The 13,689-nt window shown below is 70.2% G+C and carries 11 protein-coding genes; 9 read left to right on the top strand and 2 right to left on the bottom strand.

Annotation, left to right across the window (positions count from 1 at the left end):
* Window positions 1–14 precede the first annotated feature (14 nt).
* The 6 genes from LCHO_RS22040 to LCHO_RS07615 all read left to right on the top strand — a co-directional run bounded on the left by LCHO_RS22040 (window position 15) and on the right by LCHO_RS07615 (window position 8,845).
* Window positions 15–3,074, top strand: a complete 3,060-nt coding sequence (locus LCHO_RS22040) for a methyl-accepting chemotaxis protein (RefSeq protein WP_012346561.1) — start codon at window positions 15–17, stop codon at window positions 3,072–3,074.
* A 77-nt stretch (window positions 3,075–3,151) separates the two neighbouring features.
* Window positions 3,152–5,824, top strand: coding sequence for a methyl-accepting chemotaxis protein (locus LCHO_RS22700; protein WP_012346560.1), 2,673 nt, complete (start codon window positions 3,152–3,154; stop codon window positions 5,822–5,824).
* A 21-nt stretch (window positions 5,825–5,845) separates the two neighbouring features.
* Complete coding sequence (locus LCHO_RS07630) at window positions 5,846–6,397, top strand: chemotaxis protein CheW (RefSeq protein WP_012346559.1); 552 nt, start codon at window positions 5,846–5,848, stop codon at window positions 6,395–6,397.
* Entirely contained in the window at window positions 6,394–7,194 is an 801-nt protein-coding gene (locus LCHO_RS07625) for a CheR family methyltransferase (RefSeq protein WP_012346558.1), read from the top strand. Before LCHO_RS07630 ends, LCHO_RS07625 begins: the two co-directional genes overlap by 4 nt.
* Before the next feature lie 16 nt (window positions 7,195–7,210).
* Window positions 7,211–7,690, top strand: a complete 480-nt coding sequence (locus tag LCHO_RS07620) for a chemotaxis protein CheD (protein WP_150105428.1) — start codon at window positions 7,211–7,213, stop codon at window positions 7,688–7,690.
* A gap of 42 nt (window positions 7,691–7,732) precedes the next feature.
* Window positions 7,733–8,845: a protein-glutamate methylesterase/protein-glutamine glutaminase gene (locus LCHO_RS07615; protein WP_012346556.1), complete on the top strand. Its 1,113-nt coding sequence runs from the start codon at window positions 7,733–7,735 to the stop codon at window positions 8,843–8,845.
* A gap of 22 nt (window positions 8,846–8,867) precedes the next feature.
* Here the strand turns inward: LCHO_RS07615 and aroC are convergent, their stop codons facing one another.
* The gene (gene aroC / locus LCHO_RS07610; protein WP_012346555.1) at window positions 8,868–10,025 is read right to left on the bottom strand and encodes a chorismate synthase; all 1,158 of its coding nucleotides are present in this window, start codon (window positions 10,023–10,025) and stop codon (window positions 8,868–8,870) included.
* 254 nt (window positions 10,026–10,279) lie between these two features.
* On the opposite strand from aroC, the gene LCHO_RS07605 reads away from it, so the two are divergent.
* The gene (locus LCHO_RS07605; protein WP_012346554.1) at window positions 10,280–10,843 is read left to right on the top strand and encodes a chemotaxis protein CheW; all 564 of its coding nucleotides are present in this window, start codon (window positions 10,280–10,282) and stop codon (window positions 10,841–10,843) included.
* A 71-nt stretch (window positions 10,844–10,914) separates the two neighbouring features.
* Here LCHO_RS07605 and LCHO_RS07600 read toward each other — a convergent pair whose 3' ends face one another.
* Window positions 10,915–11,388, bottom strand: a complete 474-nt coding sequence (locus LCHO_RS07600) for a CBS domain-containing protein (RefSeq protein WP_012346553.1) — start codon at window positions 11,386–11,388, stop codon at window positions 10,915–10,917.
* A gap of 75 nt (window positions 11,389–11,463) precedes the next feature.
* On the opposite strand from LCHO_RS07600, the gene LCHO_RS07595 reads away from it, so the two are divergent.
* On the top strand, window positions 11,464–12,822 hold the full coding sequence (locus LCHO_RS07595; RefSeq protein ID WP_012346552.1) for an O-acetylhomoserine aminocarboxypropyltransferase: 1,359 nt from the start codon (window positions 11,464–11,466) through the stop codon (window positions 12,820–12,822).
* Window positions 12,822–13,685 carry an alpha/beta fold hydrolase gene (locus LCHO_RS07590; RefSeq protein ID WP_012346551.1) on the top strand — a complete coding sequence of 288 codons (864 nt, stop codon included), beginning with the start codon at window positions 12,822–12,824 and terminating at the stop codon, window positions 13,683–13,685. Before LCHO_RS07595 ends, LCHO_RS07590 begins: the two co-directional genes overlap by 1 nt.
* Window positions 13,686–13,689 lie beyond the last annotated feature (4 nt).

Here is a 13,689-nt window from a genome sequence, read left to right as displayed (position 1 = left end):
GCCCAGGAGCGCCCATGACACAGTCCTTCAAGCCCAAGGTTGCCGCCGCCGAGCGCGGCCCCTGGCTCTTTGCCCCGGTGGCGCCGCTGCTGCGGCGCATGACGCTGGGCGCCAAGTTCGCGCTGGTGGCCACCGTGCTGACGGTACCGCTGGTGGCGATGCTGGGCACCGTGATCGTCAAGGCCAACGCCGACCTGGCCTACACCCACGGTGAACTCGCCACGGCCCCGCTGGCCAATGCGCTGACCGACCTGGTCGATCCCCTGCACGCCTACCGCGCGGTGGTGCAACTGGTGCACGCCAACGTGGAAGGTGCCGACTCGATGCTGGCCGACAGCCGCGGCAAGCTCGAAGCCGAGATGGCCGAGCTCGACCAGGTGGTGGCGGCGGACAGCACCTTCGACCTGGCGCCGCAATGGAAGATCACGCGCGAAAAGATGCAGCGTGTGCTGCAGTCGGGCACCCAGGGCAGCCCGGTCGAACTGGCCCGCCAGTTCGACGACATCAGCAACGACGCCGTCACGCTGACCTACAAGGTGCTCGACAAGTCGGGCATCCTGCTCGAACCGGACGCCGGGCCGTATTTCCTGCAGGACGCGGCCTTCAACCGCATGGCGCCGTTCCTGGAGTCGCTGTCACTGATGCGCGACACGGCCGTCAACGCCGTCGGACGTGGCAACTGGGCCCCCGAAGACATCAGCCGGCTGGAAGCCCAGCAGCATGAGCTGAACCTCACCCGGCACGCCCTGGAGCGCGCGGTCGACGCCTATGTCGGCAGCGGTGCGCAGGCCCCGCAAGGCTGGGCCGAAGGGATGGCCGCGGTCGAAAACTTCAGCGCCAAGATCCGTGCGATGGCCGTGGCCGGCCCGGCCCGGCAGGATCCGCTGGCCCTGTTCAGCAGCGGCACCGATGTGCAGGAGCGGATGCTCGAGGTCCACGACACGCTGGTCACGCAGTTCTCCGCCGAGCTGCAGGCTCGCGTCGACCGGGTCGAAAGACAACGCGCCACGATGGCGGGACTGTCGGCGCTGGGCCTGCTGGGTGCGCTCTATCTCTACCTCGCCGCCGTCGGCTCGATCCGCCGCTCGGCGCGACAGCTGCAGGCCGACGCCGGCCGCATCGCCGCCGGTGAACTCGACCAGCCGGTGCACGCCACCGGCAAGGACGAATTCGCTCAGATCGCCGCCCGCTTCGAGCAGGCGCGCGGCACGCTGATGCAGCTCACCGCCGACATGAACCACATGTCGTCCGAACACGACCGCGGCGAGATCGACGCCACCATCGATGCGCGGCGCTATGCCGGCGGCTACAGCCGCATGGCCGACGGCATCAACACGATGGTGGCCGGTCACCTGCAGACGCAGCAGAAGGCGCTGACGGTGGTGCAGGCCTTCGGCGAAGGCCACTTCGACGCGCCGCTGGAAACCTTCCCCGGCAAGAAGCGCTTCGTCAACGACGCCATCGAGCCGGTGCGCGCCCGCCTGCGCGAAGCGGCCGTGGCCGCCGCCGAGAACCTGCGCATCCGCATGGCACTCGACGGCGTGCCCAGCGCCGTGCTGATCGCCGACGGCGAAGGCGCCACGCGCTACGCCAACCGGGCGGCCCAGGCCCTGTTCAGCCGCCATGAGGACGCGATCGCCCGCGTGGTGCCGAACTTCAGCGCCGCGCGCGTGATCGGCAGCCCGGTCGAACAGCTCACCCGCCCGCTGGGCCTGCCCGTCAACCTGATGCACAGCCTGCGCAGCCCGGTGCGCAGCGAGTCCCTCGCCGGCAGCCGCACGCTCGCGCTCACCGCCAGCCCGATCGACAACCAGGCCGGCGTGCGCACCGGGGTGGTGATCGAGCTGCTCGATCGCACCGAAGAAGTCAGCCTCGAACAGGCGATCACCGGCGTGGTGCAGAACGCCGCGCGCGGCGACTTCAGCCAGCGCCTGGACATGGCCGAGGCCAGCGGCTTCTTCAAGCTGCTGGGCAGCGGCATCAACGACCTGGTGGGCAGCACCGAGCGCAACCTCGACACCTTCAGCGCCGCGCTGGCGCGCATCTCCGACGGCGACCTCAGCCGCAGCGTCGAGGGCGATTTCGAGGGCATCTTCGAGCGCCTGCAGGGCGACCTCAACCAGATGAGCGCGCAGCTGGTGTCGACCATCTCGCAGGTCAACTCGGCCGCCGCGTCGCTGACCTCGGCGGCCAACCAGGTCTCGAGCACCTCGCAGTCGCTGTCGCAGGCCGCCTCCGAGCAGGCCGCCAGCATCGAGCAGACCAGCGCCTCGCTGCAGGAGATGGCCGCCTCGGTCAAGCAGAACGCCGACAACGCCCACATGACCGACGGCATGGCCACCCAGGCCGCCCGCGAGGCCACCGACGGTGGCGCCGCGGTGGCGCAGACGGTCGAGGCGATGAAGGCGATCGCCACGCGCATCTCGATCATCGACGACATCGCCTACCAGACCAATCTGCTGGCGCTCAACGCCGCCATCGAGGCCGCCCGTGCGGGCGACCACGGCAAGGGCTTCGCGGTGGTCGCCGCCGAGGTGCGCAAGCTCGCCGAGCGCAGCCAGGTGGCCGCCCAGGAGATCGGCCAGCTCGCCGGTTCGAGCGTGAGGATGGCCGAGAAGGCCGGCTCGCTGCTCGGACAGATGGTGCCCTCGATCAACAAGACCAGCGAGCTGGTGCAGGAGATCGCCGCCGCCTCGGGCGAGCAGTCGGGCAGCGTCACTCAGATCAACCAGGCGATGGAGCATGTCAACGGCTCGACGCAGCAGAACGCTTCGGCGGCCGAAGAACTCTCGGCCACCGCCGAGGAACTGTCGGCGCAGGCCACGCAGCTGCAGGAGCTGATGGCGTTCTTCCAGCTGCAGGGCGAATCGGCCCCACCGCCGATGCCGATTCGGGCCAACAAGCCGGCCGTCGCCAAGAGCCCGCGGGCATCGAGCAGCGGCCACCTCGCGCCCCATCGCAGCACGGCCAGCCCGGCGCGCAAGAGCGTGACCTCGCACCCGCGCGCCAAGACCGGCAACGGCTCGGGCTCCTGGGCTGACGTGGTCGACGAAGCCTGCTTCACCAACTTCTGATCGACGCGGGTCTGCGCGACGCACGACAGCCACACCCCTCCTGCGCAACCGCACACCGGCCGCCTCACGAGAACAGCATGACAACCCATTCCCCCCTGCCCTCCGGCCCCGCGGCCCTGAGCCGACGCCTGTCGATCACCTGGAAGCTCTTCGTGGGTGCCGCACTGCCGGTGCTGATGATCGCGGCCTTCGCAGCGTGGCTCTCGTTCACGCTCGCCAACCTGCGCCAGCACGCGCAGGTGGCCGTGCCGGCCGCGGTGGAGTTCGCCCTGCTCGGCAAGGACATGCAGCGCGACGTGGTGCAGGTGCAGCAGTTCCTGTCGGACGTGTCGGCCACCCGCGGCGAGGACGGCCTGGACGACGGCTTCACCCAAGCCGCCAGGCACAAGGACGCCTTCGTCGCCGGCACGGAGCGTTTCCGCACCGCGCTGAAGGCGCGCGAGGCTGGCGAACAGCTCGCCGCGCTCGACCGGGTGCGCGCGCATTTCGACACCTACTACGACACCGGCGTGGCGATGGCGCGGGCCTACGTCAAGGGTGGCCCGGCCGAAGGCAACGCGCTGATGCCGCAGTTCGACAAGGCCAGCGCCGACCTGCAGGCGAGCATGGAGGCCTTCATCGGCGTCGAAGCGGGCCTGCTGCAAGCCGAGACCACCCAGGTCGGCCAGATGGTCGAGTCGATGACCCACCTGTCGCTGGCGCTGTGCGTGGCAGTCGCGCTGGGCACCGGCCTGCTGAGCTGGCTGATCGCGCGCAGCATCACGCGCCCGCTGCACCGCGTGCAGAAGGCCTCCGCCGATATCGCGGCGGGCCGGCTCGATGCGCCGCTGCAGCTCGATGGCCGCGATGAACTGGCCCGGCTGGCGCAGTCGGTCGAGCAGATGCGCAGCACCGTGCGCGGCTTCATCACCGAGGTCAACACGATGTCGGCCGAACACGAACGCGGCGACATCGACGCGACGATCCCGTCCGACCGCTTTGCCGGCGAGTACCGCGCGATGGCCGAGGGCGTCAACACGATGGTGCGCAACCACATCGAGACCAAGAAGATGGCGATGCGTTTCGTGGCGCAGTTTGCCGGCGGCGATTTCAGCGGCGAGGTGCCGTGCCTGCCGGGCAAGAAGGCCTTCATCAAAGAGACGCTCGAACAGACCCGCGCCCGCCTGCGCGAAGCCGCCGACGCCGCCGCCGAGAACCTGCGCATCCGCCTGGCGCTCGACGGCGTGCCCAGCGCGGTGCTGATCGCCGATTCGGACAACGTGATCCGCTACGCCAACCAGTCGGTCACCGCCCTGCTCGGCCGCATCGAGGCCGATCTGCGCACCGTGCTGCCGAACTTCGATGCATCGAAGGTGGTGGGCGCGAACTTCGACATCTTCCACAAGAATCCGGCACACCAGCGCAAGCTGGTCGAGTCGCTGCAGGACCCGCATCGTTCGCAGTGGAAGTTCGGCGAACGCACCATCAGCCTGGTGGCCAGCCCGATCCACGACCACCAGGGCCGGCGTTCCGGCGCGGTGCTGGAGTGGCAGGACCGCACCGAAGAAACCCGGCTCGAAGAAGCGGTCACGGCGGTGGTGCAGAGCGCCGCGCGCGGCGACTTCAGCCAGCGCCTGGACATGGCCGAGGCCAGCGGCTTCTTCAAGCTGCTGGGCAGCGGCATCAACGACCTGGTGGGCAGCACCGAGCGCAACCTCGACACCTTCAGCGCCGCGCTGGCACGCATCTCCGACGGCGACCTCAGCCGCAGCGTCGAGGGCGATTTCGAGGGCATCTTCGAGCGCCTGCAGGGCGATCTCAACCAGATGAGCGCGCAGCTGGTGTCGACCATCTCGCAGGTCAACTCGGCCGCCGCGTCGCTGACATCGGCGGCCAACCAGGTCTCGAGCACCTCGCAGTCGCTGTCGCAGGCCGCCTCCGAGCAGGCCGCCAGCATCGAGCAGACCAGCGCCTCGCTGCAGGAGATGGCCGCCTCGGTCAAGCAGAACGCCGACAACGCCCACATGACCGACGGCATGGCCACCCAGGCCGCCCGCGAGGCCACCGACGGTGGCGCCGCGGTGGCGCAGACGGTCGAGGCGATGAAGGCGATCGCCACGCGCATCTCGATCATCGACGACATCGCCTACCAGACCAATCTGCTGGCGCTCAACGCCGCCATCGAGGCCGCCCGTGCGGGCGACCACGGCAAGGGCTTCGCGGTGGTCGCCGCCGAGGTGCGCAAGCTCGCCGAGCGCAGCCAGGTGGCCGCGCAGGAGATCGGCCAGCTCGCCGGTTCGAGCGTGAAGATGGCCGAGAAGGCCGGCTCGCTGCTCGGACAGATGGTGCCCTCGATCAACAAGACCAGCGAGCTGGTGCAGGAGATCGCCGCCGCCTCGGGCGAGCAGTCGGGCAGCGTCACTCAGATCAACCAGGCGATGGAGCATGTCAACGGCTCGACGCAGCAGAACGCTTCGGCGGCCGAGCAGTTGTCGGCCACGTCGGAAGAACTGTCGGCACAAGCCACCCAATTGCAGGAATTGATGGCGTTCTTCCAATTGCAGAATGACGACGTGGTCATCACCGGCAACCGCCGGGCAGCCGGCAACCCCGGTGTCCGCACGCTCGAGCCGCAACCGCACATGAACCCCCGCACGCCAGCCAGAGCGCCCGTCACGGCACCTCGCGCCAACACGCGCCCGGCTGCGACCCACAAGGCCCGGCAAGGCTCGGGTGCGTGGGCCGATGTGGTCGACGCAGGCCGCTTCTGAAGCACCCGCACAGGATCCAGCATGCAAATCCAGAATCCGGAAACCGCCTACACCCTGCCTCCTGTCGACGCTGCGCCCGCGGTGGCGCGACAGGTGCTGCGCCTGGCCATGGGCGAACACCGTTATGCGATCGGCATCGACCGGGTGCGCGAGATCCTCAAGGTCAGCCAGCTGACCGCGCTGCCGCTGATGCCGCCGTTCGTGCGCGGCGTGATGAACCTGCGCGGCGCCGTCGTGCCGGTGATCGACCTCGGTGCACGGCTGGGCCTGTGCGAGGCCACGCTGCAGCGGCGCAGCTGCGTCGTGATCGTCGAGGTGATCGGCCACGCCGACCGCGCGTCGCAGACGCTCGGCCTGCTGGTCGATGCGGTGCACGAGGTGGCCGACGTGCCCGCCGCCGGGCTGGAGCTGGCACCGCCGCTGGGCACCGAGATCCGCGTCGATTTCCTCGAAGGCATGGCACGCCTGCGCGGCGAGATCGTGCCGGTGCTGGCGCTCGAGCGGGTGCTCGACGAGGACGCGCTGAGCCACGAGATCGCCAGCCACGCCCGCATCGGACGGGTGCTGCAATGACGCTGTCGACCGCATCGTTCGAGGCCGTCACGGCGATGTTCGCGCGGGTCTCGGGCATCCGCCTGAGCCCCGCCAAGAAGCCGCTGGTCGAAGGCCGGCTGCAACGCATGGCGCAGGACGCCGGCCACGCCCGGCTCGACGACTACGTGCACGCGCTGCTCGAAGCCGCCGACCCGAAGGAGCTGACGCGGGTGGTCGACAAGCTGACCACCAACGAGACCTATTTCTTCCGCGAGCCGGAGCACTTCGATCACCTGCGGCAACTGCTGCGCGACCAGCCGCCGGACGGGCCGCTGCGGGTCTGGAGCGCGGCGAGCTCGTCGGGTGAGGAGGCCTTCAGCATCGCCATGCTGCTGGCCGAGGAACTCGGGCGGCGCGACTGGTCGGTGATCGGCACCGACCTGTCGACCGCGGTGGTGCAGCAGGCCCAGCGCGCGCTCTACCCGATGGAGCGGGCGCGCAACCTGCCGCAGGCACTGCTCAAGCGCTACTGCCTGCGCGGCGAGGGCGACTACGCCGGCCAGCTGCTGATCCAGCGCGCCCTGCGCGAGCGCGTGAGCTTCCGCTGCGCCAACCTGATGCAGGAGATGCCGCGCGACCTGGGGCAGTTCGACATCATCTTCCTGCGCAACGTGCTGATCTATTTCGACCCGCCCGGCAAGGCCAGGATCGTGCGACGCGTGCTCGCCCACCTCAAGCCCGACGGGCTTCTCTACACCGGCCATGCTGAATCGCTCGCCAACCTCGAACTCCCGGTTCGCTCCGTCGCGCCTGCCGTCTACACACACGGCGGCTGACCTGCCGGCCGGCGTGGTGGCCAAGGCACCGCCCGGGCACGACCTGCTGCTGATGCCCGGACAGCTCTACTTCGGCAACCAGCCCAGCGCCGTGCGCACGCTGCTGGGCTCGTGCGTGGCCGTCACGCTGTGGCATCCGAAGCGGCGCATCGGCGGCATGTGCCACTACCTGCTGCCCGAGCGCAACGGCGGCGCCGGCCTGCCGCGCGACGGCCGCTACGGCACCGACGCGATCGAGCTGCTGGTCGAGGCGGTGCACCACATGGGCACCCATTGCCACGACTACGAGGCCCACCTCTACGGCGGCGCCGACACCCTGCCCGGCCACCTCGCGCACAAGCCCAACGTCGGCGTGCGCAACATCGAGATCGGCTGGTCGCTGGTCGACCGCCACGGCTTCCAGCTGATGGGTGTCGACGTCGGCGACAACGTGCCGCGCACCGTGCGCCTGAACATGAAGACCGGTGAAGTGCAGATGCGCCGCTCCGAGCGCTGACCACCCCGCCGCCCCGCCAGAACGACAACAGGGAGAAGAAACATGGCCGCCATCCGGGTGATGATCGTCGACGACTCGGCGGTGGTGCGCAAGCACCTGTCGGATCTGCTGACAGCCGCGGGCATCGAGGTGATCGCCACCGCCGCCGACCCGCTGTTCGCGCTGCCCAAGATGCGCGCGCGCTGGCCCGACGTGCTGGTGCTCGATGTCGAGATGCCGCGCATGGACGGCATCAGTTTCCTGCGCCAGCTGATGGCCGAGCGGCCGACGCCGGTGGTGATGTGCTCGACGCTCACCGAAGCCGGCTGCGAGACCACGCTGCAGGCGCTGGCCGCCGGTGCGGTGAGCTTCGTCACCAAGCCCAGGCTGGGCCTGCGGGCGTTCCTGGAAGACGGCTCGAACGGCCTGGTCGAGGCGGTGCGGGCCGCCGCCGGCGCCAACCTGGGCGCAGTGATGGCGGGCAGCAAGGCGGTCACGGTCGCCCGTGCGGCACGGGCGGCGACGAGCGGTGCGGCATCGGCGGGTGGCAGCGGCGCGGCAGCGGCTCGCCCGCGCAGCGATGCGATGGCCCTGACCACCGACCGCGTCATCGCGCTGGGCCTGTCGACAGGCGGGGTGCAATCGCTCGAACGGGTGCTGCCCTTTCTGCCGCGCACCCTGCCGGGCATGGTGGTGGTGCAGCACATGCCGGAGAAGTTCACCGCCCAGTTCGCCGCCCGGCTCGACCGCATCTGCGAGGTCGAGGTGGTGGAGGCACGCAACGGCGACCGCGTCATCAACGGCCGGGTGCTGATCGCCCCGGGCGGGCGCCACCTGCGCCTCAAGCGCAACGGCGCGCAGTACGTGGCCGAGGTGATGGACGGGCCGCTGATCAACCACCACCGGCCGTCGGTGGACGTGCTGTTCCGTTCGGTGGCGCAATGTGCCGGGCGCAATGCGGTCGGCCTGATCATGACCGGCATGGGCGACGACGGCTGCCGCGGCCTGCGCGAGATGCGCGACGCCGGTGCCATCACCGCAGCGCAGGACGAGGCCAGCTCGATCGTCTACGGCATGCCCAAGGAGGCGCTGCGCCTGGGCGCCGCCGAAACCGTGCTGGGACTGGACGAGATCGCCGGCTGGCTGGTGCAGGCCGCACAGCGCAAGGCCGCCTGACGCGGCCCGGCTGCGGCCGGGCTCAGGCCTCGATGTCGTCGCCGGCGTCGAGCGGCGGCGTGGCCGGGGCTGTCTCGGTGCGGGGCGCCTGAGCGGCCAGTGGCGGGATCGGCAGCTGCACGTCGCCGCACTGGGCGCGCTGGCGCAGCGCGTGGTCCATCACCACCAGCGCCAGCATCGCCTCGGCGATCGGCGTGGCGCGGATGCCCACGCAGGGGTCGTGGCGGCCGAGCGTCTCGACCACGGTCGGCGCGCCGGCGCGGTCGATCGAGGCCTTGGGACTGCGGATCGAGCTGGTCGGCTTGATCGCGATCGACACCACCAGATCCTGGCCGGTGCTGATGCCGCCCAGCACACCGCCGGCGTTGTTGCTGGCGAAGCCGGCCGGGGTGAGCTCGTCGCCGTGTTGTGTGCCACGCTGCGCCACGCTGGCAAAACCGGCGCCGATCTCGACGCCCTTGACCGCGTTGATGCCCATCATCGCGTAGGCGATGTCGGCGTCGAGCTTGTCGTAGAGCGGCTCGCCCAGGCCCGCCGGCACGCCGCGCGCGCGCACCTCGATGCGTGCGCCGACCGAGTCGCCGGACTTGCGCAGCGCGTCCATGTAGGCCTCGAGCTGCGGCACCACCGCGGCGTTGGGGGCGTAGAAGGGGTTGAGCGGGATCTGGCTTTCGTCCTCGAACGGGATCGGCAGCTCGCCCAGCGCGCTCATCCAGCCGGTGAAGGTGATGCCGTGCTGCTCGCGCAGCCACTTCTTGGCCACCGCGCCGGCGGCCACCATCGGCGCGGTCATGCGCGCCGACGAGCGGCCGCCGCCGCGCGGATCGCGCAGGCCGTACTTGCGCCAGTAGGTGTAGTCGGCGTGGCCGGGGCGGAAGGTGTCGAGGATGTTGCCGTAGTCCTTGCTGCGCTGATCGGTGTTGCGGATCAGCAGGCAGATCGGCGTGCCGGTGGTGCGGCCTTCGTAGACACCCGACAGGATCTCGACCTGATCGGGCTCGTTGCGCTGCGTCACATGCCGGCTGGTGCCGGGGCGACGGCGATCCAGGTCGGGCTGGATGTCGGCCTCGCCGAGCGCCATGCCGGGCGGGCAGCCGTCGATGACGCAGCCGATCGCCGGGCCGTGACTCTCACCGAAGTTGGTGACGCAGAAAAGTAAGCCGAAAGTGCTGCCGGACATCGTCGGAACCAGGGTCGGTGGGTGGGCCAGGATGGGCGTGGGGCGTCGATTGTAGGTGCGGGCCCGGGCGCCGACGGCCTGCCGGTCAGCTCGGGCCAGATGCATCGAGATGGGCGGCGAATGCCCTGCTGCTCGGCGATTCGAAGACCCCGATGCAGGCGAACAATCGGATCCGAGCACCCCACCTGCACGCCGGTTCCGAGCAGGCAGCACGGGGACCGAATATCCGACCAGCGTCCGCAGCGAGGCACAGCATGAGCATGGTTCTTGAATCCCAGATGGCCCAGACCGCCAACACCCAGCACGGCAGCAATGCGCCCGGACGCAGCACCGGCAACGCCCAGCGCGGTGCCGGCTCCAGCCACCTCGGCGGCGAGTTCCTGACCTTCCGCCTCGGCACCGAGGAATACGGCATCGAGATCCTGAAGGTGCAGGAGATCCGCTCCTACGAGCCGCCCACCCGCATCGCCAACGCCGCGCCGTTCTTCAAGGGCGTGGTCAACCTGCGCGGCGTGATCGTGCCGATCGTCGACCTGCGCCTGAAGTTCAGCTGCGACAGCGCCGACTACAACAGCTTCACGGTCGTGATCGTGCTCAACATCCGCGGCCGCGTGGTCGGCGCGGTGGTCGACTCGGTCTCCGACGTGCTCGAACTGCCCGGCGATGCCGTGCGGCCGGCCCCGGAGATCAACGCCGCGGTCGACACCAGCTACATCACCGGCATCGCCAGCGTGGCCGACCGCATGCTGATCCTGATGGACATCGAATCGCTGATGAGCAGCGCCGACATGGGACTGATCGAAGCCGCGATGCACTGATCCGCGTCGGCGCACAACAAAAAAGGCACCTCGACGAGGTGCCTTTTTCATGGGCGCACGCGGCGCAACCGTCAGGCGGCCGGCTTGACCTCTTCGGCGCCCTCGTCGGCCTCGACCGGCCAGTCGCGGATGTAGGCCTTGAGCATCCGGTTCTCGAAGTCCTGGCTGTCGACCACCGCCTTGGCGACGTCGTAGAACGAGATCACGCCCATCAGCGTTCGCCCGTCGACCACCGGCATGTAGCGGGCATGGCGCTCGAGCATCATGCGGCGCACCTCGTCGATCTCGGTGGCGGGGGTGCAGGTCAGCGGGTGATCGTCCATCACGCCGCGCACGGTGCTCTGGCCGACGGTGCCGCCGTTCTTGACCACCGCGGCGATGACCTCGCGGAAGGTGAGCATGCCCACCAGGTCGCCGTGGTGCATCACCACGAGCGAGCCGATGTCGTTGTCGCTCATGGTCTGCACAGCCACGGCAAGGGCCTCTTGAGGCTGCACGGTGAACAGGGTGCTGCCCTTGACTCGCAGAATGTCGCTGACCTTCATGAATGGCCTCCTCTGGCATGGGGGTATCGCGGCAATATAGCCCACAATTCTGCCTCCCAGCCAACAGGAGACCCCATGCCCGGAGCAGCCGACCCCGGCTTCGACACGCTGGCGCTGCACGCCGGCAGCCCGCCGGATGCGGCCACCGGCGCACGCGCGGTGCCGCTGTATCTGAGCACCTCGTTCGTGTTCGAGTCGGCCGAACACGCCGCCTCGCTGTTCAACCTGGAGCGGCCGGGCCACGTCTACAGCCGGCTGTCGAATCCGACCACGGCCGTGTTCGAGGAGCGCATGGCCGCGCTTGATGGTGGTGTCGGCGCACTGGCCACCGCCAGCGGCCAGGCCGCGCTGTTGCTGGCGATCACCACGCTGGCCGGCGCCGGCCAGCACCTGGTGGCCAGCAGCGCGCTGTACGGCGGCTCGCACAACCTGCTGGCGTACACGCTGCCGCGGCTGGGCATCGAGACCACCTTCGTGCGCCCCGGCGACATCGACGGCTGGCGCGCCGCGATCCGCCCGAACACCCGGCTGCTGCTCGGCGAGACGCTCGGCAACCCCGGGCTGGACGTGCTCGACATCCCGACGCTGGCGCAACTCGGCCGCGATCACGGCCTGCCGCTGCTGGTGGACGCCACCTTCGCCACGCCGTGGCTGCAGCGCCCGACCGAACTCGGCGCCGCGCTGGTGATGCACTCGGCCACCAAGTTCCTGTGCGGCCACGGCACGGTGGTGGGCGGCGTGCTGGTCGACGGCGGCAACTTCGACTGGCAGGCCGCGCACGACGCCCACGGCCGCTGCCCCGAGCTGTGCGAGCCCTACGCGGGCTTTCACGGCATGGTGTTTGCCGAAGAAAGCAGCGTCGGCGCCTTCGGCCTGCGCGCGCGTCGCGAAGGCCTGCGCGACTTCGGCGCCTGCATGAGCCCGCACACCGCCTGGCTGATGCTGCAGGGCATCGAGACGCTGGCGCTGCGCATGGCGCGCCACATCGAGAACACCCGCCGGGTGGTGGAGTTCCTGACCGCGCAACCGATGGTGGCTCGCATCGCCTACCCCGAGCTGCCCGATCACCCCGACCACGCGCTGGCGCAGCGCCTGCTGCCACGCGGCTGCGGCGCGGTGTTCAGCTTCGACCTGCGCGGCAGCCGGGCCCAGGGCGCCGCGTTCATCGAGGCGCTGGAAATCTTTTCGCACCTGGCCAACGTCGGCGACAGCCGCTCGCTGGTGATCCACCCGGCCTCGACCACGCACTTCCGCATGGACGACGCGGCGCTGGCCGCCGCCGGCATCGGGCCGGGCACGATCCGGCTGTCGATCGGCCTGGAGAGCGCCGACGACCTGATCGACGACCTGAAACGCGCGCTCAAGGTGGCCGAAAAGACCGTCGCCAAGACCGGTGCGACGCCCAGCCCCGCCAATCCGACGAGGGCTGCCTGATGCTGATCGACCACCCGAACGGCGGCAGCGTCTACGCCTACACCGGCGGCCGAGCCTGGGAGACCAGCGCGGCCGACGCCCGGCCCTGCGTCGTGATGCTGCACGGCGCGCTCAACGACCACAGCGTCTGGACCCTGCCGGCGCGCTGGCTGGCCCATCACGGCCGGGACGTGCTGGTGCCCGATCTGCCCGGCCACGGCCGCAGCGGCGGCCCGGTGCTGCCGGACGTCGGCGCGCTGGCCGACTGGCTGCTCGCGCTGCTCGATCGACTGGGGCGGCGCCGCGTCGCGCTGATCGGCCACAGCATGGGCTCGCTGATCGCGCTGGAAGCGGCGTCACGGGCCGTCGGCTCGGCCTTGGACGTCAGTCATCTGGTGCTGGTCGGCACGGCGGTGCCGATGCCGGTGTCGGCCGCGCTGCTGGCCACGGCGGCACAACAGCCGCTGCAGGCGATCGAGATGGTGGTGAGCTTTGCCCACAGCAGCCTGGGCGCCAAACCCGGCAATCCCGGCCCGGGCACCTGGCACCACGGCGCAAGCCGCCAGCTGATGCGCCAGGTGCTGGCGCGCTCGATGGCGGCGGGCGAATCGGCGGGCGTCGAGCACAACCTGTTCCACCACGATTTCGGCATCTGCAACGCCTACCAGGACGGGATGGCCGCGGCCGCGCGAGTGGCCGCAGCCGGTGCCACGCGCTGCAGCGTGGTGGTGGGCGAGCGTGACCGGATGACCGCGCCGCGCGCAGCGCAAGACGTCACGGCCGCGTTGGCGGCGCAGCGCCTGGGCCTGCCCAAGGCCGGCCACGACCTGATGCAGGAAGACCCCGAAGGCCTGCTGCAGGCCTTGCGGCGCGCGCTGATCTGACGCT

The sequence above is a fragment of the Leptothrix cholodnii SP-6 genome (assembly GCF_000019785.1).
Classification (GTDB): domain Bacteria; phylum Pseudomonadota; class Gammaproteobacteria; order Burkholderiales; family Burkholderiaceae_C; genus Sphaerotilus; species Sphaerotilus cholodnii.
Note: the sequence above shows the minus strand (reverse complement) of the source record. Positions and strands in the feature narration are given on the sequence as shown.

Excerpts from the sequence above, each read along its gene's own strand:
- LCHO_RS22040 (WP_012346561.1), top strand. The coding sequence starts at position 15 with ATGACACAGTCCTTCAAGCCCAAGGTTGCCGCCGCCGAGCGCGGCCCC.
- LCHO_RS22700 (WP_012346560.1), top strand. The coding sequence starts at position 3,152 with ATGACAACCCATTCCCCCCTGCCCTCCGGCCCCGCGGCCCTGAGCCGA.
- LCHO_RS07630 (WP_012346559.1), top strand. The coding sequence starts at position 5,846 with ATGCAAATCCAGAATCCGGAAACCGCCTACACCCTGCCTCCTGTCGAC.
- LCHO_RS07625 (WP_012346558.1), top strand. The coding sequence starts at position 6,394 with ATGACGCTGTCGACCGCATCGTTCGAGGCCGTCACGGCGATGTTCGCG.
- LCHO_RS07615 (WP_012346556.1), top strand. The coding sequence starts at position 7,733 with ATGGCCGCCATCCGGGTGATGATCGTCGACGACTCGGCGGTGGTGCGC.
- aroC (WP_012346555.1), bottom strand. The coding sequence starts at position 10,025 with ATGTCCGGCAGCACTTTCGGCTTACTTTTCTGCGTCACCAACTTCGGT.
- LCHO_RS07605 (WP_012346554.1), top strand. The coding sequence starts at position 10,280 with ATGAGCATGGTTCTTGAATCCCAGATGGCCCAGACCGCCAACACCCAG.
- LCHO_RS07600 (WP_012346553.1), bottom strand. The coding sequence starts at position 11,388 with ATGAAGGTCAGCGACATTCTGCGAGTCAAGGGCAGCACCCTGTTCACC.
- LCHO_RS07595 (WP_012346552.1), top strand. The coding sequence starts at position 11,464 with ATGCCCGGAGCAGCCGACCCCGGCTTCGACACGCTGGCGCTGCACGCC.
- LCHO_RS07590 (WP_012346551.1), top strand. The coding sequence starts at position 12,822 with ATGCTGATCGACCACCCGAACGGCGGCAGCGTCTACGCCTACACCGGC.